General features: G+C 58.7%; 18 protein-coding genes. 6 read left to right on the forward strand and 12 right to left on the reverse strand.

Annotation, left to right across the window (positions count from 1 at the left end; translation table 11 throughout):
• Positions 1 to 24 precede the first annotated feature (24 nt).
• Positions 25 to 2,622 (forward strand): aminopeptidase N, encoded by a 2,598-nt coding sequence (gene pepN / locus WBK19_RS08540; protein WP_511288777.1) that lies wholly within the window; start codon positions 25 to 27, stop codon positions 2,620 to 2,622.
• 83 nt (positions 2,623 to 2,705) lie between these two features.
• Here the strand turns inward: pepN and WBK19_RS08545 are convergent, their stop codons facing one another.
• Together WBK19_RS08545 and WBK19_RS08550 are read right to left on the reverse strand one after the other, a co-directional pair.
• Positions 2,706 to 6,665 (reverse strand): EAL domain-containing protein, encoded by a 3,960-nt coding sequence (locus WBK19_RS08545; protein WP_511288779.1) that lies wholly within the window; start codon positions 6,663 to 6,665, stop codon positions 2,706 to 2,708.
• On the reverse strand, positions 6,646 to 7,305 hold the full coding sequence (locus tag WBK19_RS08550; RefSeq protein ID WP_511288781.1) for a biliverdin-producing heme oxygenase: 660 nt from the start codon (positions 7,303 to 7,305) through the stop codon (positions 6,646 to 6,648). Before WBK19_RS08550 ends, WBK19_RS08545 begins: the two co-directional genes overlap by 20 nt.
• Positions 7,306 to 7,370: 65 nt before the next feature.
• On the opposite strand from WBK19_RS08550, the gene WBK19_RS08555 reads away from it, so the two are divergent.
• Positions 7,371 to 8,405 (forward strand): MerR family transcriptional regulator, encoded by a 1,035-nt coding sequence (locus tag WBK19_RS08555; RefSeq protein WP_511288782.1) that lies wholly within the window; start codon positions 7,371 to 7,373, stop codon positions 8,403 to 8,405.
• Positions 8,406 to 8,580: 175 nt separating this feature from the next.
• Complete coding sequence (locus tag WBK19_RS08560; protein WP_511288784.1) at positions 8,581 to 9,162, forward strand: response regulator; 582 nt, start codon at positions 8,581 to 8,583, stop codon at positions 9,160 to 9,162.
• Between the two features lie 22 nt (positions 9,163 to 9,184).
• Here the strand turns inward: WBK19_RS08560 and WBK19_RS08565 are convergent, their stop codons facing one another.
• The 3 genes from WBK19_RS08565 to WBK19_RS08575 form a co-directional block, all read right to left on the reverse strand.
• Positions 9,185 to 9,415 (reverse strand): glutaredoxin family protein, encoded by a 231-nt coding sequence (locus WBK19_RS08565; protein WP_511288946.1) that lies wholly within the window; start codon positions 9,413 to 9,415, stop codon positions 9,185 to 9,187.
• 311 nt (positions 9,416 to 9,726) lie between these two features.
• On the reverse strand, positions 9,727 to 10,515 hold the full coding sequence (locus WBK19_RS08570; protein WP_511288786.1) for a LytR/AlgR family response regulator transcription factor: 789 nt from the start codon (positions 10,513 to 10,515) through the stop codon (positions 9,727 to 9,729).
• Positions 10,482 to 11,471, reverse strand: coding sequence for a sensor histidine kinase (locus tag WBK19_RS08575; protein WP_511288788.1), 990 nt, complete (start codon positions 11,469 to 11,471; stop codon positions 10,482 to 10,484). The genes WBK19_RS08570 and WBK19_RS08575 overlap by 34 nt, the downstream gene beginning before the upstream one ends.
• Before the next feature lie 93 nt (positions 11,472 to 11,564).
• On the opposite strand from WBK19_RS08575, the gene argH reads away from it, so the two are divergent.
• A complete protein-coding gene (gene argH, locus WBK19_RS08580) occupies positions 11,565 to 12,950 on the forward strand; it encodes an argininosuccinate lyase (protein WP_511288790.1) in 1,386 nt (461 codons plus the stop codon).
• Positions 12,951 to 13,017: 67 nt separating this feature from the next.
• Here the strand turns inward: argH and WBK19_RS08585 are convergent, their stop codons facing one another.
• Complete coding sequence (locus tag WBK19_RS08585) at positions 13,018 to 13,338, reverse strand: hypothetical protein (RefSeq protein WP_494646936.1); 321 nt, start codon at positions 13,336 to 13,338, stop codon at positions 13,018 to 13,020.
• Between the two features lie 300 nt (positions 13,339 to 13,638).
• Here WBK19_RS08585 and WBK19_RS08590 point away from each other — a divergent pair, with 300 nt between their 5' ends.
• The gene (locus tag WBK19_RS08590) at positions 13,639 to 14,016 is read left to right on the forward strand and encodes an OsmC family protein (protein WP_511288792.1); all 378 of its coding nucleotides are present in this window, start codon (positions 13,639 to 13,641) and stop codon (positions 14,014 to 14,016) included.
• 89 nt (positions 14,017 to 14,105) lie between these two features.
• Here the strand turns inward: WBK19_RS08590 and grxD are convergent, their stop codons facing one another.
• From grxD to WBK19_RS08620, 6 genes are all read right to left on the reverse strand, one after another.
• On the reverse strand, positions 14,106 to 14,426 hold the full coding sequence (gene grxD, locus WBK19_RS08595; RefSeq protein ID WP_226496244.1) for a Grx4 family monothiol glutaredoxin: 321 nt from the start codon (positions 14,424 to 14,426) through the stop codon (positions 14,106 to 14,108).
• 13 nt (positions 14,427 to 14,439) lie between these two features.
• Entirely contained in the window at positions 14,440 to 15,276 is an 837-nt protein-coding gene (gene prmC, locus WBK19_RS08600) for a peptide chain release factor N(5)-glutamine methyltransferase (protein WP_511288794.1), read from the reverse strand.
• A gap of 147 nt (positions 15,277 to 15,423) precedes the next feature.
• Positions 15,424 to 17,715 (reverse strand): TonB-dependent receptor, encoded by a 2,292-nt coding sequence (locus WBK19_RS08605; protein ID WP_511288796.1) that lies wholly within the window; start codon positions 17,713 to 17,715, stop codon positions 15,424 to 15,426.
• 83 nt (positions 17,716 to 17,798) lie between these two features.
• Positions 17,799 to 18,548, reverse strand: coding sequence for a PEP-CTERM sorting domain-containing protein (locus WBK19_RS08610; protein WP_511288798.1), 750 nt, complete (start codon positions 18,546 to 18,548; stop codon positions 17,799 to 17,801).
• A 30-nt stretch (positions 18,549 to 18,578) separates the two neighbouring features.
• Positions 18,579 to 19,298, reverse strand: coding sequence for a PEP-CTERM sorting domain-containing protein (locus WBK19_RS08615; protein ID WP_511288800.1), 720 nt, complete (start codon positions 19,296 to 19,298; stop codon positions 18,579 to 18,581).
• 24 nt (positions 19,299 to 19,322) lie between these two features.
• The gene (locus WBK19_RS08620; protein ID WP_511288802.1) at positions 19,323 to 20,093 is read right to left on the reverse strand and encodes a PEP-CTERM sorting domain-containing protein; all 771 of its coding nucleotides are present in this window, start codon (positions 20,091 to 20,093) and stop codon (positions 19,323 to 19,325) included.
• 310 nt (positions 20,094 to 20,403) lie between these two features.
• Between WBK19_RS08620 and epsA the strand changes: the two genes are divergently transcribed.
• Positions 20,404 to 21,219 (forward strand): XrtB/PEP-CTERM-associated transcriptional regulator EpsA, encoded by an 816-nt coding sequence (gene epsA / locus WBK19_RS08625; protein WP_511288804.1) that lies wholly within the window; start codon positions 20,404 to 20,406, stop codon positions 21,217 to 21,219.
• The last annotated feature ends 327 nt before the right edge of the window (positions 21,220 to 21,546 follow it).

Below are 21,546 nucleotides of genomic sequence, written 5' to 3' on the forward strand. Positions count from 1 at the left end.
TTCCCCCCTGCCGTCCGCCAAAAAATGAAAACCACTACGCCCCAGACCGTTTACCTCAAGGACTACGCCGCGCCTGCCTACCTGATCGACACCGTCGATCTCGACTTCAACATCGAAACTGGTGGTACCACCGTCAGCGCCATGCTGGCCATGCGCCGCAACCCCGCCGTCCCGGCCCAGCCGATGGTACTCGACGGTGACGAGCTGAAAACATTGAGTGTCACGGTCAACCGGAAAAATGTGCCATTTTCGGAAACCGCCAACACACTGACCATCGCCGATCTGCCCGACACGTTCACGCTGGAAACCGTCGTTCGCATCGATCCCGACAAGAACACCCGGCTGTCGGGCATGTACCGTTCAGCCGACGGCTATTTCACCCAGTGCGAAGCGCAGGGTTTCCGCCGCATCACGTGGTTCCTCGACCGTCCGGACGTCATGTCCACCTACACGGCGACGCTGCACGCTGACAAGGCGACCTACCCGGTCCTCCTCGCCAACGGCAACCCGGTTGCTGCCGGCGATGAAGCCGACGGCCGCCACTGGGCCAAATGGGCCGACCCGTTCAAGAAACCGGCCTACCTGTTTGCCCTGGTCGCCGGCAAGCTTGACGTCCTCAAAGACACCTTCCAGACCGCCTCCGGCCGCACTGTTCAACTCGCCATCTACGTCGAACCGGGCAAGCTCGACCAGTGCCCGCACGCCATGGCCGCCCTGCAAAAATCCATGAAGTGGGACGAAGAACGCTTCGGCCTCGAATGCGACCTCGACCACTACATGATCGTCGCCGTCGGCGACTTCAACATGGGCGCCATGGAAAACAAGGGCCTCAACATTTTCAACACAAAATACGTGCTGGCGCGCAGCGATGTCGCCACCGACGTCGATTTCGAGAACATCGACCGCGTCGTCGCCCACGAATATTTCCACAATTGGACCGGCAACCGCGTTACCTGCCGCGACTGGTTCCAGCTCTCGCTGAAGGAAGGTTTGACCGTCTTCCGCGACCAGGAATTCGGCGCCGACCTGCACAACCGGCAGACTGCCCGCATCCGCGAAGTACGTGGCCTGCGCGCCGCCCAGTTCCCCGAAGACGCCGGCCCGATGGCCCACCCGATCCGCCCGAGCAGCTTCGTCGAAATCAATAATTTCTACACCTCGACGGTCTATGAAAAGGGCGCCGAAGTCATCCGCATGATCCAGACCCTGATCGGCCGCGACGGTTTCCGCCGGGGTATGGACGAATACTTCCGCCGCCACGATGGCCAGGCCGTAACCTGCGAGGATTTCATCGCCGCCATGGCCGCAGCCAGCGGTTTCGACTTCACGCAATTCATGCGCTGGTACAACCAGCCCGGCACGCCGCATGTCACGGTCGACGGCTTTTTTGATGCAGAAGCGAAAACCTATACGCTGACCTGCGCGCAGACCAACCCGCGCGCCAGTGATGATGCGCCGACCCTGATCCCGATCCGCGTCGCGCTATTCGCCGACAACGGCGATCTCCTGCCCGGCACCGAGCGCACGCTGCACCTGACTGCCACGACGCAATCCTTCGTCTTCAACGACATCGCCGCCGAACCCGTGCCCTCACTGCTGCGCGACTTCTCGGCCCCGGTCGTCCTCGATTTCGACTACACGCCGGAACAACTGACCCTGCTACTGGCTCATGAAAGCGACCCGTTCAACGCCTGGGAAGCCGGCCAGCGCTTGGCCTCGACCCTGATCCTCGACGCCACCGCCGCCATCGCCGCCGGTCAGGCGCCCGTCTGGCCGGCCAGCTTCGTCGACGCCGCCCGCCGCCTGCTGCAAACGCAAGCCGGGCGCGGCGCCGCCTTCGTCGCCGAAGCCTTGACCCTGCCCGGCGAATCAACGCTGGCCGAAGCCATGACCATTGTCGATCCCGACGCCCTGCACGCCGCCCGCAACGGCCTGCGCAAGCATCTGGCCGAGCAACTGGAAGGCGCATTCGCCGGCCTCTATGCCGACCTCGCCCCGAACGCCCCCTACGCACCGAGCAGCGAACAGGCCGGTCGCCGCGCCCTGCGCAACCTGTGCCTTGGCTTCCTGGCCGAACTCGATATGGCGGAAACCCGGCGCCTGGCCATGCAGCATTTCCGCCAGGCCGACAACATGACGGACCAGTTTGCCGCCTTGGCTGTGCTGGCCAACATCATCGACGACTGCCCGGAACGTCTGGAAGCACTCAACGAGTTCTACGCGGGCTGGCAACATGAAGCGCTGGTCGTCGACAAATGGCTCCAAGTCCAATCGACCAGCCGCCGGCCAGACACCCTGCGCACCGTCACCACCCTGACCGCCCACCCGGCCTTCGACATCGGCAACCCGAACAAGATCTACGCCCTGATCCGTGCCTTCGGCGCCAATCTGGCCCGCTTCAATGCGGCCGATGGCAGCGGCTACGACTTCATCGCCGACCAGGTCATCGCGCTGCACGACCGCAACCCGCAGGTTGCCTCGCGGCTGGCCCGTTGTTTCGACCGCTGGAAAAAGTTTGATGCCGGCCGCCAGGCCCACGCTCGCCTGGCACTCGAACGCATCCGCGACCACGCCGGACTGTCACGTGATGTGCTCGAAGTGGTGACGCGCTCGCTGGCCTGATCCTGTCCGGCCACCGCCAAATACCACGGTCAACCGGAAAAAATGGCCATTTTTGAAATGGCCGTCACCGCGCTTGTCGACACTCAGACAGAACGGGCGTATTCGGCGATCAGATCCGGCGGCATGGGCTTGCCAAAATAGAAGCCCTGAATATTGGTTACCCCGGAATCACGCAGGAATTCGAACTGCTCCTGGGTTTCGACGCCTTCGGCAACAATGTCGACATGCAGGCTGGAGCCCAGGGCGAGAATAGCCCGAATAATGGCGACATCCTCCTCGCAGCCAGGTACGCCATCGACAAAGGATTTGTCGATCTTGAAACAGGAGATCGGAAAAAGCTTGATGTGCGAGAGCGAGGAATAGCCGGTGCCGAAATCGTCCACCGAGAGCGAGATATCCATGTCCCGCAGTCGACGGAGTACGCACTTGACCTTTTCTCCGGCCTCCAGCGCGCCCTCGGTAATTTCCAGCTCCAGGTTCTCCGGTTTCAGGCGCGAATCGATGATGACCTGTTCGACGAAGCTGACGAAATCCGCATTCAACTGCAGTGGCGCCACGTTGACCGCCACGCGGCAGATCGGCACATCGTTATCGAGCCACTCGCGCATCTGACGGCAGGCTTCGGCAAGCACCCATTTGCCGACATCCTCGATCAAGCCAAGCTCTTCCGCCACCGGAATGAACTGGAGCGGCGGAATCAGGCCCCGCGTCGGGTGCTGCCAGCGAACCAGTGCCTCGACACCAATCAGGCGGCCATTGATCGCGCTGATCTGCGGCTGATAGTGAAGGCACAGCTCGCCTTCCAGTATGGCCCGCCGCAGTTCGCCGGCGGCGTTGAATTTTTCGCTGATCTCCCGGCTCATGATTTCCGTGAAGTAGGCAAAACGGTTTCTGCCGAGATCTTTCGCACGATACATCGCCGAATCCGCGGCCTTGATCAGGTCGCCCGGCGAAACGCCATCTTCCGGATAAATGCTGATCCCGACGCTGATCGTCGGCACCAGCCGGTGACCATCAAGCAACACCTCTTGACTGATGTCACGCTGCAGGCGGTTGATTGTCGTGTCGATCCCACTCTGGTCGGTGACGTCCTCGAGGACCATGACAAATTCGTCGCCGCCCCAGCGCGCCAGCGTGTCCTGCTTGCGACAGGTCTGCTGCAGGCGCTCAGAGATCACCCGCAGATAGATATCACCCGAAGCATGTCCCAGCGTGTCGTTAACCAGCTTGAAGCGATCAACATCGATAAACACCACAGCAATTTTTCCGGCACTGCGCCGCGCCCGGTCAATCGCCCCGGCCAGCTGGTCGGTGAAGCGCATGCGGTTCGGCAAACCGGTCAGTGCATCATGATTGGCGAGGAAATAGAGTTTTTCCTCAGCCTGCTTCGCTTTGGAAATATCAGAAAAAACGGTGACATAATTCCGCGCCTTGCCAGTGGCATCAACAATCGCTGTGACGCTGCCCCATTGTGGATAGATTTCACCATTCTTGCGGCGATTCCAGATCTCGCCGGTCCAGCGTCGTTTTATTTGCAAACTCCGCCAGAAATCCTCGTAAAAATTCGGTGTATGCACCCCGGACTTGAGCAGACGCGGCGTCTTGCCGATTGCTTCCTCGGCGCTGAAACCGGTAATTTCGGAGAAAGCACGGTTAACCGACGTGATAACTCCGTTGGCAGTCGTCACCATGACAGCTTCGATAGTCTGCTCGAGAATGACATCGGTTGCCGAAGCACTATCGCTGTCTGCCTGTTGGCCAACATCGCGGAAGACCAGCACCGCGCCGACAATACCCGGCCCATCAAAAAGCGGCGTGCAAACGAAATGAACCGACATCGACTGATCTGTCCGCGGCTGCGGAAGATCGATAGTCCCCTGCCGGGTCTCACCATCCAGCAAGGTGTTCAGAAAAGGGCAAGCTGCTCTTCGCTCGTCTGAATGAGGCCCACGATACAGCGTGCCGCAACAATCACCGCCGACAATCCGGACGCTTTCGATACCGAGCAACTGCCCCATGAACTCGTTGGCGTAAACAATTTTCCCGGACGAATCCAGGCTGAGCAAGCCCTCGCCGGAAGCATCCATGATCCGGGCATTGCGTCGATGCATGTCCTCGATGGCCAGTTGATAGGTATGGCGCTGCGTCACGTCGCGCGCATTGACGACGATTTCCGAGCTCTCTTCGATGCCCCGCGTGCGCTTCAGCGTTGCCTCCACCCAGATAACCCGGCCATCTTCCCGGCGGCAACGGAACAGGGTTGTCGAGTAACTCCCGAGTACGCCGAGTTCGGCCAACTCCCGGACAATGATCGCCCTGTCCTCCGGCAGCACCCACTCCTGCAGGGTTCGCCCCAGCATCCTGTCGGGTTGGCTTCCGAACAAGTCGACACTGGCTGGTGAGACAAAAAGGAAATGCCCCCCGGGGGCAAGACGGGCGATCAGGTCCGTCGAGTTTTCCGCAAGCAGGCGATAACCCGCTTCACTCGACTTCAGAGCATGCTGGGCCAGCACCTCGATCAGAGCCAGCGACAAGGCCCCCGCTGCATCGACTTCGACTTGCGACCAGGCCTGCGACTTGTCGCGATAGGTTTCCATCCACGTATCAAAGGACTGACGCGGCGAAATATGCACGCTCCCATCCTCATCACGAACCAGTTGTTTTTCCGGGCGACCGGCCCAGCGCAAGGTGCGCAACACTCCCGGCCGAAACCACATGACAAAATCACGCATCAGGTGGTCTAGCGGCGCAATCATCAAGCCGCTGACCAGATCACCCAAGCCCTCTTCCATGGAGATAAAATCAGCCAGATGGTCCGTACAGTACACGGCCATCGGCGGCAAAGCCTTGAGGGTGACCAGCAACCTCTCAAGGACGACATCGGGCAGTGTCAGGCCAATTTTGTGGCGAATACCGCCAATTGAAATGACGGCCCCACCGGCGTGAACCAGGCCAAGAAAATCATCCTGATAGGCCTTGACCACTTCCTCCAGATTGCTGCTTTGCCGAATCGACTCCGTAAGGCGCTGGAGCAGTATCCGAATCTTTTCCTGCAGACGCCCCCGTTCTGCACTTTCCATATTGCTCAATTTGAGCGACACCATGCGACCGATGAATTCGTCCATTTCCCGCGAACGCAAAGGAACGTATTTCGGCGAAAAATGATGGCAGGCGATCAACCCCCACAGGCGGTTGTTTTGCACGAGCGAAATGCTCAAGCTTGCCCTTATCCCCATATTGATCAGGTATTGGACATGCACCGGCGACATGCTGCGTAGCCATGACAGGCTTAGATCGAGCGGCTCTTCCAAGGGGCCGCCGGCGGAAAGGATCGGTGTCGATTCGCGCTCCACATCGACGATCAGACGAACCAGATTTCGTGTGTAAAGCGCCCGCGCCTGAGGCGGGATATCCGAAGCCGGAAAATGGTTGCCCAAATACGACAGCGAGCCGTCGACCTTGCTCTCGGCGATTACCTCGCCATCCCAGTTATGATCGAAGCGGTACATCATGACTCGGTCATAGCCGGTCAGTAACCGAACCTCGTCCACCACCGCCTGACTGTAACGCTGCATATCCTCTTCGGCGTCCAGCTTCCATAGCGAATCGCGAATCGGGATGAATTGCTGATGGAAGACATCGTTATCCGCCGGTGGCTCGTTCTCTATTTCAATTACGAGCAAGCCACCATCCCGAAAGACATGGACGTCAAACGCTGTACTGCGACCGTTGCGCATCAGCTCAATCGAGCAAATAACGCTTCCTGGCCAAATTTCCTGTGCTGCAAGATTGCGGAGTTTTTCAGTCTGCTTGCTGCCCAGCAGAAAATCGATCGGTTGGCCGATGACCGCCTGTGCCGACAATCCGAACATATCGCCAAGGTTTGCGCTGGCCATGCGAATGGTCAGATCACCATCATCAACGGCAATCAGCACCCCTGCTGGCTGAATCGTGCCTATCTGGTGAATGCGTTCTTCGGCACACTGCTTGAGTGCCTCTTCGAGAAAATATTGGTAGCGGGGATCAGCTTTCAAATTGGGCATGGCGTTCGTTCAATTGAGCCTCTATCAATTCAAATATCGCCAAGGCAGCCGCTTCAGCGCATTGCAGTTGGTCTGGCTCCCCGGCAAAGGCGTCGGCAAATGCACCGAACTCCCGCCAACACCTTTGTGTTTCACTGGCATCGCCATAGCCATTGAAAAACCGCGCTCCCGAGCCAGCTGTCAGAGAGTGCGTTTGGAAAAGGTGGCTGGAAACCACCTGCCCACCCAGCGTCGCACCCTCAATGGAATAGAGCCAGCCGATCAACGTGCCAACACTGGCTGGCAATGCCAACTCGATCGGCGCCAAAGGTTGCCAAGTCGACATATTCGGGTCGATACCGAAATGATCCAGATCAGCCATCAACCATGGCAGCTTCACTCGCTCGCCATAGCCAAAGGGGAAACAGGAGTTCCGCAGAAATTCGCCAATACCGCGCTCAATAGCCGCATATATATGATAATAAGCAGCCAGCACGACGGTATATTTATCCATCGAATAGCCCTGCTTGGTCAAACCTGAAAGCATGGGGTGCTGATTCAGGCGAACATGCGCCAGATGAGTCACTTGCCGAAGATGGGAACAAACGCCGCTATCACGAATCTTGATGCTCGAATGATGCGAATCCAATTTTTGATGCACCAACGGAATCCTGTTCTGGGCGGCTAGATGAATCATCTGATCCGGGAAGCAACCATGGCTAAATTGTGTCAAAGGCGATTTTTTGCCCGAGCTATGCTAAAGGTACTAAAACATTGAGTCAATTAAATTGTCCAGGCCAACGTGAAGTTTTCGACACTGCAAACGATACTTGCATGCCAATCGGGGTAGTCGAACGCGAAACCGGCCTGACTCGCGACACACTGCGCAAATGGGAAGTCCGCTATGGCTTCCCTGCCCCGATGCGCGACCTGAAAGGTGAGCGCCTCTACCCAACCAGCCAAGTAAAGCAACTCAGCCTGGTCAAGCGCCTTCTCGACCAAGGCATACGCCCTGCCAAGCTACTCCGCCTGAACGCCGAACAACTGCAGCATTTTGCCGAAACGCACACATCACCGGCTTGGCCCAGCCATGAAAAATTTGCAGAAACCGTTCTCGACGCTCTGCACAGGCACGATCCAGCAAGCTTGCGGCAATGCCTGCTACAAGAATTACTGGATAGCGGACTAGGCACATTTGTCCAGGCCAATCTAACTGAACTAAATCAAACCATTGGTGATGGGTGGGCTGATGGCACCCTGACAATCCATCAGGAGCATTTGTATGCAGAAACCGTGCAAACCCTCTTGCGGGAAGCCATTACTCCGCTGACAAAAAGTACGCACAGCCCCCGAATCATGCTCGCCACTCCGCCGGGGGAGTCTCATATCATCGGCATCCTGATGGCCCAGGCGCTGTTTTCGCTGAAAGGTGCCTATTGCATCTCGATGGGAAGCCAAATTCCAATGAGCGAGCTTGCCGCAGCATGCGAAGCTCACAAGGCAGACATTCTTGGGCTGTCATTCAGCATCGCCTATCCGTCGCGCAGAATCGCTCCACTGCTAAGCGAAATCAGGCGAATCCTGAACCCGTCGATTGAAATTTGGGCTGGCGGCATGGGAGTCTCGCGCGTTCGGAGCATTCCTTCAGACGTTCACAAGATCGTGACACTGACGGATGCAGCCGATGCACTGGAAAGCTTTCGCAACCGAACCCGAGTCTCTCCGGATGGATTTGAAGCCGTCATCCGGACTCCGGACTGAGAGCTACAGCCCAGAAACAAAACTCTTCAGAACGATTCAAATAATCAAAAACAAATGCATAAGGCATTCTAAAATACCGGGCAAGACAGCAGCCGGGGTTTGCGGGCAGGCAGATTGCCCGCAAAACAACAACATCTGGCGCGACGCATTGCAGTGATCTACTCAGGGGGTAGTCGTGGGCATTCTCGATCAAATCCGCTCGCTGTTCAGGCAAGCGCCAGCAACCCATGTACCGGCGCCAGTACCACCAGCCCCGGCTCCTGCCGTCGCCAGCACGGCGCCACCGCCCGAACGCCGTGGCAAGGAACGGATCAACGCCCGCGAAGGGACGCGCGTCTTGATCATCGACGACTCCAAGACCATCGTCACGGTACTCAAGAAATTTCTTCGCTCGGCCGGCTATGAAACACTCGAGGCGCTTGATGCAGAAAGCGGTCTGGCGCAGTTGCACGCGCAGCCCCCGGAGCTGATTTTTCTCGACATCGTGTTACCCGGCATCAACGGTTTCGCCGCGCTGCGCGCCATCCGCCGCGACCCGGCAACCCGCGACATTCCGGTCATCATGATGAGCGGCAACGAACAGGCGATGGAACAGTTTTTCGGCACCCGGATCGGGGCCGACGACTTCATGAAAAAACCTTTCTCGCGCTACGAAGTGTTTTTCCGGATAGAGCGCCTGCTTGATCACGATCTCATTCCCCGACGCGCCAAGCCGCGCATCGCCGAGCCGGGGACTCAGGCGCCAGCGTTGACCTGAGGCACTGCCTGGAATCGGAAGATCAGCTGCGTAGCCATGGCCCCAGAAAGTGGCGTAACGCCTGCTCGTTCCAGCCCTTGATAACCTCGTCGCCGACGACGATCAGGGGCACACCATTACCCCCGAGCTTCTTGTGTTGCTGGAGCGCCGTCGAACTTTGCTCGATGTCCTGCTCGGTGTACCGAATGCCGTTGGCGGCAAAGAACTCTCGCGTCATCTTGCAATAGCCACACCAGCTGGTGGCATAAAGCACGACTGCAGGCTGTTCGCCGGAAGCAGTTGCCAGGACCGCCGGGGTCCCCCCTTGCTGGAACAGCGGCCGGCCGAACCAGAAGGCAGCGCCGAGAACAATCAAAATGAGCAGCCATTTGCCCAAGCCACCGCGGCTCTCCGACGCGGCGGCGGCCCCATACTCGCGCAATGTCTCGGGTGGCTGGAAGCCACCGGTCTTGGCATAGGCTTTTTCGCAGGAAGGGCATTGCCAGTCCGGCGCATTGTCGGTGGCCTGGCGGGCATAGTTGCAGTGGGGGCAGATTCGGCTCATCAAAGGTCTCGGCGGGAAATTCAGGAATTCTTGACCAGCGCCTTGGCCGGCACCCACTGGCGGCGACTGACCGGCAACTTTTCCGGCACGCCACGCAGCAGCGCCCAGCCATAGGCTTCGGCATCGTCGCCGGCTGCTTTTTCGAAACCGGCCAGCGCAGACTTGGCAACCAGCACAGCGCGGTGCAGGCGGAGAAAGCGCTCGGCAAACTCAACTTCGAGGTGGGCCAGCGTGTCGTCAAGCAAGTATTCGCGCTCCATGGTCCGGGCGGTGACGTATTTGAGGTCGGCCTTGAAATAGAGCACTTCACCGATCGGCACCAGTAGCAAGCGGCCGCGTTCGTGACAGGACAGATGGGTCCTCCCGCTACCGCGCATTTCGTGGCCGATGCCGGCGAGCAGCGCCAAATCAGGCTGCGGCCCCGGCACCTTTTGCAGGGCGGCGAGCAGACGCTGGGTGCGCACGGGTTTGAGCAGATAGTCGACCGCATTGAGATCGAAGGCCTGCACCGCATAGTTGTCGTAGGCAGTGGTGAAAATGACGGCCGGCGGTTTTTCCAGGCGGCCGAGGTGGGTTGCCAGTTCGATGCCATCCATGCCCGGCATGCGGATGTCGGCGAGCACCACGTCAACAGGGTTTTGCCGCAAGACCTCGAGCGCGGCCAGGCCGTTTCCTGCCTCGCCGACCACTTCGCTCGGCAATTGCCCGGCGATATCGGAGAGCAGGGCGCGCAGGCGGTCGCGCGCCAGCGGCTCGTCATCGACGATAAGGACCCTCAGCGGGGCAGCGGCGGCTTGCGGCGTTGACATGGCAGGATGATGCGAACCTCATAAGAATGATCGTCCGTCTCGATTTCCAGACGGGCTTCGAGATCGTAATACAAGGCCAGCCGTTCGCGGATATTGGCCACCGCAATCTGGTTGCCAGCGGCATGCTGGGTCTGACCGACGGTCGGATTGGCGACGGAGATGCGCAGTTCCTGAGCGCGCTGATCGATGGCAATGTGCACCGTACCGCCTGCCGGTGCCGGCTCGATACCGTGATAGACCGCGTTCTCGAGCAGTGGCTGCAGCATCAGCGGCGGAATCGGCAGGTCCAGCGGAATTGCCCCGATTTTCCAGTCGACCGTAAGACGTTCGCCGAGCCGGAGCGTTTCGAGTTCGAGATACTGTTTGCCCAGCGCGATTTCGTCGGCCAGGCTGACCAACTCTCCCGGATCGCGCATGGCGGCGCGAAAGAGATCGGACAGCGCCTCGAGCGCCTCTTCGGCCTGTTGCGGCCGGGCGCGGATCAGCGACAGCACGGCATTCAGCGAATTGAACAGAAAATGCGGGCGAATCCGCGCGTTGAGCGCCGCCAACCGCGCCTCGCTGAGCACCGGGGTAATGGCGCGCGCACGCAGATCAAAATACATGAGCAACAAAGTGGCGGCGGCCATCGCCAATAGAACGGAGCGCCACAGGCTGCCGCCATCGGCCAGACCGAGCGAGGCCACATAGAAGAACAGGGCCGCCGCGACCCCGCCGGCCAAACCAAGCACGCATGCTTGCCCGAGGCGCAGCGGCAGGCGCCACAGGACATCGCGCAACAACGACAGCAGGCCCAGACCGACCAGCAACTGCGGCTCGACGACGGCCGCCAGTTCAAGATAGTGCGCCGCCCAGCCGGCCATATCCGGCGCCTGCAGCAGCGCAGCCAGGGCGGCCAGCACGTTGATGCCGAGCAGTACGCGTAGCATGACGCCGAAATTGCGCCAGTCAGGCAAGGGGTGAGTCGCGGGAAAGTGCCGTATACTTGTCATCTTTGTGCGGGTTTGTTCCAAATTCGTCGCCGATTTGCCCCATTCTAGACCAGAGTCATGACTTCCAACGCCAATCAATACACCTGGGCCGGACGCTTCTCCGAGCCAGTTTCCGATCTCGTCAAACGCTATACCGCCTCGGTCGATTTCGACCAGCGCATGTGGCGCCAGGACATCCGCGGCTCGCTGGCCCACGCCCGGATGCTGGCCAAACAGGGCATCATCGCCGCCGCCGACCTGGCCGATATCGAACGCGGCATGGCCGTCGTCACCGAGGAAATCGAATCGGGCAAGTTCGAATGGTCGCTCGACCTCGAAGACGTGCACCTCAACATCGAAAAGCGCCTGACCGCAATCGTCGGCGATGCCGGCAAACGCCTGCACACCGGCCGTTCGCGCAACGACCAGGTAGCTACCGACATCCGCCTCTACCTGCGCGATTCGATCGACGACATCCTGGCCCTGATCAAGGCTTTCCGTTCGGCCCTGGTCGATCTGGCCGAGAAGGAAGCGGCGACGCCGATGCCTGGCTTCACGCACCTGCAGGTCGCCCAGCCGGTGACTTTCGGCCACCACGTGCTGGCCTATTTCGAAATGTTCGGTCGCGATGCCGAGCGCTTCGCCGATGCCCGCAAGCGCACCAACCGCCTGCCGCTTGGTGCAGCCGCCCTGGCCGGCACGACCTACCCGATTGACCGTGCCTTTGTCGCCGAACAACTCGGCTTCGAAGACGTCTGCGAAAACTCGTTGGACGCTGTCTCGGACCGCGACTTCGCCATCGAATTTACCGCCGCCTGCGCCCTGCTCATGATGCACATCAGCCGCCTGTCGGAAGAGCTGGTCATGTGGATGAGCCCGCGCGTCGGTTTCATCCAGATCGCCGACCGCTTCTGCACCGGCTCGTCGATCATGCCGCAGAAGAAGAATCCGGACGTGCCGGAACTGGCGCGCGGCAAGACCGGCCGTGTCTATGGCCAGTTGATGAGCCTGCTCACCCTCATGAAATCGCAGCCGCTGGCTTACAACAAGGACAACCAGGAAGACAAGGAACCGCTGTTCGACGCCGTCGACACGGTCACCGACACCCTGCGCATCTTTGCCGACATGGCCGGCGGCATCACGGTGCGCGCCGACAACATGAAGGCCGCGCTGACTCAGGGCTTCGCCACCGCCACCGACCTCGCCGACTACCTGGTCAAGAAGGGCCTGCCCTTCCGCGATGCACACGAAGCCGTCGGCCACGCCGTCAAGGCGGCCGAACAGAAGGGTGTCGACCTGCCGCAACTGACGCTCGACGAACTGAAAGCCTTCTGCCCGCAAGTGGAAAATGACGTGTTTTCCGTGTTGACCGTGGAAGGCTCGCTGGCCAGCCGCAATCACATCGGCGGCACCGCGCCGGAACAGGTCAAGGCTGCCATCGGCCGGGCCCGCGACCGCCTTTAAGCAGAAAAAACATCCTACTTCACAGGCAACTTCGGTTGCCTGTTTTCTTTGTGGCCAAGCGCCGGAATTATCTCCAGGCGCGAGCGCCCATCAGGTAACTGCGTATTTCCGAAGTTTTGTTCGCCGCTTCCGGCGGAGCCGGCACGACTTCAGCGACCGACACCACCTCGGCGACCTCGGGTGTGAAGGGCAGCAGCAGGTCGCGCATGCGCAAGACCATAACCAGCAGCTCCTCTTCTTCAGCGGCTTCCTCTATTTCCGAAAGACGCTGCCGGGCATAGCTCGGCTCACGCGTCAGTCGCTCCAGATCGACCGATTGGCCGAGTGCGCGCTTCACCTGCAATTTGAAGCGGGCAAGAAGTTGGGCGGTTTCCATCTGCTTGGTCATCCTGTCGATTTCTCCTTGTCGATCTCTCATCCCCGTGGAGGATGGATCCGAAGAAATAGCGAAAACCGTGCCGGATGCTGCACCGCAAAAAGCTATTTTCAAATCAGCAAGTTGCCAACGATCATCGACAAAAAGATCATTTATAGGTTCTGATATGGTGCAAAAGACAAGGAAGAAAACTCATTTTTGGTGCAACGCACAAGCTCAAAAACGCAGCTTGAGCGCCAGCTGGAAGAGGACAGGCCATTTATCCTTACGTATAATCAGAAAAAACTAATATTCGTACTCAAGGAAAACAGCATGTACAAAACAGTTGTCGACAACACCCCACTCATCAAGGTCAACAGCGCCAAACACGAGGCCAATTACTCTGTAAACGGCTCCCTGATGAACCCGCTGGAAGCCTTTTACGCCTCACTCGCCGCCTGCGCAGCAGTCTATGCAAAAAAGGCCTGCAAGGAACTCGGCATTCCGGCCGCCGGCATCGAGATTGACTGCAAGCCCTTCACCGGCACCGGCGGGCCGCTATCGCTGGCCAGATTCCGCAGCGACGTTCATTTTCCCGAACACTTCACTGCTGAGCAAAAGGCAAAAGTTCTCGAGACCATCGCCCACTGCGCGGTCAAGGAAATCGTCAAGGACGGCGCCGCCATTGATTTCCAGGTCGCCGAGATCTGAGTTCAGCCAATCCCACGGTCAACCGGAAATTTTGGCCAAAATTAAAAAACCGGGGCAAGCCCCGGTTTTTCGTTTCAGCGGACAGAAACTCAGGCGGCGATACCTTCCAGCATCTGCTGCAGTTCGCCGGTCTGGTACATTTCTTTCATGATGTCGCAGCCGCCGACGAATTCGCCCTTGATGTAAAGCTGCGGAATGGTCGGCCAGTTGGCGTATTCCTTGACGCCATTGCGGATTTCTTCGTCGGCCAGCACATTGACCGTTACGAAGTCTTCAACTCCGCAAGCCTTCAGAATCTGCACGGAAGTCGCGGAAAAACCGCATTGCGGAAAGCGGGCGTCACCCTTCATGTAAAGGACGACCGGGTTGCCGGTCACGGTGGCGTGGATGCGTTGCTGAACGTCGGACATGATTTCTCCTGATTTAAAGATGGGCGCCTGAAACGCGGTCGATACCGGCCAGGTCGGGAAAGGTCGATGCGGCTTTGAACCCCGCAGCAGTCAATAAGTTCCGGCTTGCTTCACCCTGATCATAACCGTGCTCGAACAACAGCCAGCCACCGGCATTCAGATAGGCCGGCGCATCGACAACGATGCGGCGAATGCAGGCGAGACCATCAGCGCGATCGGTCAGCGCCATTTGCGGCTCGAAGGGCAACCCGTTGAGGACCAGATGCGGATCGCCATCGGCGACGTAGGGCGGGTTGGAAACGATCACGTCAAAACGCTCACCGACCAGCGGGGAATACCAGTCGCCTTGGCGGAAGTCCACCGGTGCACGCAGCCGCCCGGCATTGTTGCTCGCCACAGAAATAGCGTCTTTTGACAGGTCGACCGCAACAATCGTCGCCGATGGACATTCGAGCGCCAGTGAAATGGCCACGATGCCCGAGCCGGTTCCGAGATCGACGACCGTCGGCGCAGCCAGGCCCCCCAATTTTTCGAGCGCCAGTTCAATCAGAACCTCGGTTTCCGGACGGGGAATCAGAACGGCCGGCGACACTTGAAAAACCTGCCCGCGAAACTCTGCCTCGCCGGTCAGGTAGGCCAGCGGCTCGCCAGTCGCCCGCCGTGCCAAAAATTCGTTAAATACCTGCTGCGCCGGAAGCGCCAGAGGACTTTCCGGGGACATCAGGAGATCGGTATAGGTGCAGCCGGCAACGTATTCAAGCAGCAATCGCGCATCGAGGCGCGCTGACTCGACTCCCGCCTCAGCGAGACATTTTTGCCCTCTACGCCAGTTCTCACCCAGTGAATGCACTACAAACTTTCGGATTGATTGAAAAAGGCCGTCAACGCGGCCTTTGTTCATTATACCGACCCGACCAGAAAGCCGCTTATGCACCCGACAGGCTGATCACCCATCAACCGAAATTCGGCTTGCACAGGCAGCTTGCGACGCCAGGAATCAGAAGAAAACGTTCAGCGCCATGTTGAGCGACCGCCCACGCCCCGGAACGATCATGCCCCAAGGTATGGTATTGATCGACATCGAGTTGCCCTGACCAACATAAGCCCCCCCCAATGGCAGCAGGTAGAACTTGTCGAGCGCATTCTCCAGGGAGACGTCCAGGCGCGCATGCTTCCACGCATAACTGGTGCGGAGATTGAGCAGTGTGTAATCCGGGGTGACCACCTCATTTCTCACGCTCGAGACGCGGTTCTTTTCTTCCACTGCTATGGCTTCGAGAGTATTGGTCCAGCCGGCCAGGCGATGGACTAGCGCCAGCTTCAGGTTGAGCGGCATGATGTGGTAGAGGTCGTCGCCGGTGGTGCGATTCTCTCCGCGCACGTAACTGAGCATGCCGCTAAGCGCAAAGTTGCCAATGTAATCGATGCGTCCCAGTTCTGCCTTGCCCGAAATGTCGAAGCCATACAATCGTGCCGATTGATTGACATACTGAAGTTTCAGATAGCTGTTGGTCGACGTCGCGTTGGATGCAGGACATTGCACATTCATGCTCGGTGTGCAGCGTCGCGCGTCAATGAAATCACTCACGTAAGTCAGGTAGGCGGTGAGCTTGAAACTCCATTGTTCCTTGGCCGCATCATGCCAATCGGCGCTGGCACTCAGGGTATGGGCAATTTCCGGCTTCAGATCCGGATTGCCAATGTAGCCGTTGCCGTCGCCGACAAAGTTGTTCATCAGCGCCGCCATCGAGTTGTAGGACCACGGATAGCGTTCATAGAGATTTGGCGAGCGTGTCTTGCGCGCCAAGCCTGCCTCGTAGGTTTGCGTCGCACCCGGCGCATAGCGTGCCAGAGCCGTCCAGTCGAGGTGGCTATCCTTGCGGTAGTGGTCGCGCGCATTGAAGGCCAGGTCATCCGAATAGGAGCCGTTATAGCCGTCGGCAAGCCCGGCATCGGACTTGACCGTGCCGCCGCGAATTCCAAGCAAGGTCATCCACGCCGGGGACCAGCGTGAGTCCCATTCGGCGAAGAGATAGGCTCGATCCCGTTTGCCGTCGCGGATGTTCCAGAACGTATTCGGCCCCATCCCGCCATTGTCGATGGCCGGCCACCAGTCATCCAGACGATAGTTCTGGAAGTCGTAGCCAACGCGCAGGATATCCGCATCAGTAAGGTCGATACTGGCCTTGAGCAGCCCGCCGTCAGTCGTCGCCACCGTATCCATCGGCATCATCATGAACATGAATCGCTCCGGCAACATGTCCATATGATGCTGGAGCTTCTGGTGAAAGTAGCGTGCTTCGATTTCGCCCCATTCGAATTGGCCGGTGTAATGGAAATTCGCCAGCTGGTTTACGTTGGACGGTTTGCCTTTTTGCAGAACATACGTAAACCCAGTTGGGTCGCTCGGATCCTGGACGCTCGAAATCATGTCCATGCGCTGGTTCGGGAAGCCTTCGTAATCAAGCCTCTGCTCGCTGACGCTGAACTTCACCACATGGTTCCGGAAAGGGCGCAATGCCAGGCCAAGTTCGCGATTTTGCGAGCCCCTGTATTCACTGGCACCGACTTCGCGTTCGCCAACCTTCCGCCCTCCGCTCAAGCTCTTCCAGGCAGTGGGCGACTTGACCTTGAAATCCCCTGCAGCCGAGTAGTTGTCTGAATCCGATTCAGACTCTGCATATGAAAGGTTGAAGTACTCGCCTGCCGCCATCACGCGAAGACTCTTGCCGCGGGCATTGCCATTGCTGCGTTGAAACATGCCGAGTTCGCCTTCGGCGAGAAAGCCTTCGTCCGGGGAGGCGAACTTTGGCGGAGCAGAATTCACCTGGATCGTGCCGCCAATGCTGTCACCACCGACGCTGACCGGGGTGATGCCGGCAAACACCTCAACACTGCCCACCTTGGACGGATCGATAAAGGACAGCGCCGGATTCATGTGGTTCGGGCAGGCCGTCATCAGGTCCATGCCGTCTACCAACGTGCGCAGACGGTCGTCGGCGATACCGTGAATCACCGGTAAGCTGGAGATACCGCCGGCCCCGTAAGAGCTGACGCCGGGGATACCTTCAAGCAGACTGGCAGTGTCGCTGGTATTGGCGCGCTGAGCCCGGATGGCTTGCTGATCGAGGCGGATTGCACCTGCCTGATCACGTTCGCTGGTAACGACAATCGGACTCAGGGTCTGAGGACTATCCTCTTTGGCAGCGGGTTCAGCCGTCTGACACACTGCTACACATGGAAAGGCCAGCAGCAAGGTGGCCAGAAGTCGTGGAGATGGTTTGGGCATGGTTTTCGTCAAATGCAAAAAGGCGGCGGGGCTTTCGCCTCCGCCGCCTACCTAGGCGGGATTGCGCTCCGCGTCGGCAGTACTCAGGAGAGTGTCTTGCGCCGACGGGCGATGAAGCCCATCAGGCCCAGTCCGGCCAGGAACATGGCATAGGACTCGGGTTCCGGCACTGCCGCCGTAATGGACTGGGACACCGGGTAACCGCTCATCGTACCGACTGAGCCGTAGCCAGCCACGCTGGTGCCGGTCATACACACTGCGCCCATCATGCCGCCTCCACCGTATCCACCCGCACCAGTCAGCGGCGCGCAATCAGCGTAGGCCACTTTGTCGAGTTGAGCCTTGGTCAGTGCAGTCAACGGGCTGTCCGGCACAAAGATCAGCGCATAGGCGTTGCCGGGGTTGTTACCCGCCCTGGGAAAACCATAGTACACGCCACCGGCATCGACACCGGCTTGCGGCGACCAGCCGTCGCCACCAAGACCCGTCCAGAAAGTATTGGTGTTGGTGTTCTTGAACGTTGCGGCAAAGGTTCCGCCGAGCGTTGAGTCGTACCAGCTAACCAGCTGATTGTTAAGTGTCAGCCAGGCCATGTTGTCATTCGGGTAAGCGATCATGTCACCCGACATCGACTCACTGAGAATGCCCTTCAGATTCGTTACGGCATGGGTGGCCGAATCGTAGTCGAACGATCCGATGAAAATCGAGTCACGCGGCTGCGTGTCCGGCTCATACCATGTCGTCTGGATGTTGTAGGAGCTGGAGGCCGCCTGAGCCACCGGAGCGACAGCCAACAGCGACAGTATTGCCGTGGCAAGTATGGTTCTCTTCATTACAGTTTCCTTTCCAAGAGAATTGAAGAATCAGGCGAAAAGCTTGAAGCGCTTCGATCCGCGCCGGCGGGAAATAAACCCCATCAGGCCCAGGCCAGCCATGAACATGGCATAGGTCTCGGGCTCGGGTACCGCGGCAATGGTTTGCGAAAGGGGGAAGCCGCCCATCGTGCCGAGGGTGCCGTAGCCAGCAACGCTGGTGCCGGTCATGCAGGTCGCCCCCATCATCCCGCCCGTCGCGCAGTCGGCGTAGGCAAGCCTGTCGACCTGCGCCTGGGTGAGCTGAGCGAGCGGATTGTCCGGAACAAAGATCAGTGCATAGGCATTGCCAGGGTTGGCTGCCGTGCTCGGAAAACCGGCATAAACCACCTCGCCACCGGGCAACCAGGTGTCGCCTCCGAATGACGTCGTAAAGGTGGTGGTCGTCGGGTTCTTGAACGTGGCAGCAAAAGTCCCGCCGAGCGTGCCGTCGTACCAGGAAACGAGTTGGTTACCCAGTGTTAGCCAGGTCATGCTGTCGTTCGGATAACCAACAGCATTTCCGGTCATCGACTCGCTGAGAACGCCCTTCAGGTTGCTTACCGTCTTGGTTGCCGCGTCAAAGTCGAAGCTGCCGATGAAGATCGAATCGTTCGGCGCCGTTTCGGGTTCGACCCAGGTCGTCATCACGCTGTACGTGCTGACGGCGGCCTGGGCGACCGGGGCGCCAAGCAGCGCAAGCGCGCTGCCGGCAAGGAGGAGCATTTTCATGGTGGCGCCCTTCTTCCAGCCGGATCAGGCCGACTGGCGACGGCGCGCCACGAAGCCCATCAGGCCCAAGCCTGCCAGGAACATGGCATAGCTTTCCGGCTCCGGTACCGCCGCCGTGATGGTTTGCGTAATCGGCAAGGTACCCATCATCGTCCCGCCAGGTATCCGGTTGCCTTGACTGTCAAACGCAACCCACCCGGCCATGCATTTGGTACCCGAGCCAGTGCGCGGCATCAGTGCCGCTGCGGTGCAATCGCCATAGGCCAGCTTGTCGATCTGCGATTGCGCGAGCGTCATGGTGGGGTCCAGCAACGGAACATAGATCGTGGCGAAGGCGTTCTGCGTGCCATTGGTGATGGCGTACGGCCCCATGGCACCATTGCTGCCGAAAGTGACGCCAGAGTGAGGACGGGTGGCAGAAGGCAAGAACGTATCAACAGAATTGTTCTTGAACACCGTCACGACCAAGCCTGCGCCGTCATTGATCGACGAAAGCTGATAGCTCAGGTCAATCCAGTTGGAAGCACCGGGAACAGGGGCGCCATCCATGGCTTGCGAGAGTTTGCCGGTCAGCCCTGAAACCGTGTTCGTGACGTTGTCGAAGCTGAAAGAGCCGGTGAAGACCGTGTCCCAGTCCGGATGCGTGGCGTTGTACACCGTCTGGTTATAGGTCTGCGTGACGTTATAGGTCGTCACCGATGCATTTGCTGCTGATGCAGCGACAGCAAGCGAGAGCAGTCCGGCAAATTTGAGCGCGGAGCCGGTCAGCGACCAAAGGTCGATTTGGCGATTCATTGTAGTTCTCCCTGAAATTAGTACAACCAGTCGGAGACCAGGTTAGTTCTGTGCGATGCCTTCTCACACCCACCCGTTCTTTCCAGACCGCGAAATTACAGCGAGCCAAGGAGACTGGTAATGGTTCGAATGACCCTATTTGCCAGGGGTGCGACGATATGTCACATGACATTCAGTTGCCCGAAGCATCATCCACTCCGTATATTCGCCGGGCCTGTTTCGGTGTGACTTCCGTACCAGCGGCAACCGCTCACACTACTTTTCAGTGCAATTCGCAAATTTCAGAGAATCAACCCGGGACAAATCCTAGATGCATCAACAGGTACGGCTAATGGAGATAATCCATAACTCGCTTGCCATCGAGTCTCATCGGGAACTGCTCGATTGGTTGCAAGGTGGCGTTCAGGAACTTGTACCTCACACGGTACTGATCGCGGCATGGGGAAATTTCGTGTCTGGACAGATATTTCTGGACGTGGTGTCACCATTGCCGAGTTTGCGAACGACCAGCGTATCTACCGGATTGGTCCTGCCGTTTCTGCTCAGGACCTTTGAAACATGGAAAAAGGCCGGGTCCGAACCAGTTTCCTTTCCATTGGGAAGAGACGCCTTCGACAACGAAGCCCCAGGAATTTCTGATAACGCGGCAGCCAAGGAATTGACACCGATGCGTTGGGTGGTCGTCCATGGCATGAGGGACAAAAGGGGCGATACCGAGTGTCTTTACGTTTTTTTGAAGGATGCCCTGTTCGTCGACTTGTTTGATGCAAAAGGGGTAGAGCTCCTCTTGCCTTTTGTCGATGCTGCGTTCCGACGGGTATCCCATTTACCCACGCAGCGTTTTATCACTCCAGAACATGCGGAATTGGTTGATGCCACTCAACAAACCGACACACAGCATGTGACGCCCCCTTGTGCACTCGAGGGGCTGACCGTTCGCGAGCAGGAAATCATGCGCTGGGTGAGTCTTGGCAAGACCAACCCGGAAATTGGCCACATCCTCTGCCTCAGCCCCGTAACGGTACGCAACCACCTGTATCGCATTTTCCGCAAGCTGGGCGCGATCAATCGCGCCCAAGCCGTGTTTCAGCTAAGGCAAAGTGGATTGGTCGGCGAGCATGTATAGGATTGCACGCTCCAGCTTAAATTGGCGCCACACTAGCCAAGCCGGTAGGTCAATCCGACTGGACGACAGGTGGCCACCTGTCGGCAGCGCTACCGGATGCGTCACGCTGACCGGGGCACTCAATTGCGTCAGGGGCAAGCACCGCCGAATTCCTCTGGGTAGACAACAAGGACACCATCTCCCAAGTCCGAAACGAAGTGCGGACCTCGGACTATTCGCTCATCAAGCTACGCACAAGCTACGACTGGAAATACGTCCTCGACCAGTTCCAGCTGATGGCGCTGAATGTGCGCTTCTGAGCGGGGCGGCAGGAATTCAATTTTGGCC

The sequence above is a fragment of the Azonexus sp. genome (assembly GCF_049652925.1).
Taxonomy (GTDB): domain Bacteria; phylum Pseudomonadota; class Gammaproteobacteria; order Burkholderiales; family Rhodocyclaceae; genus Azonexus.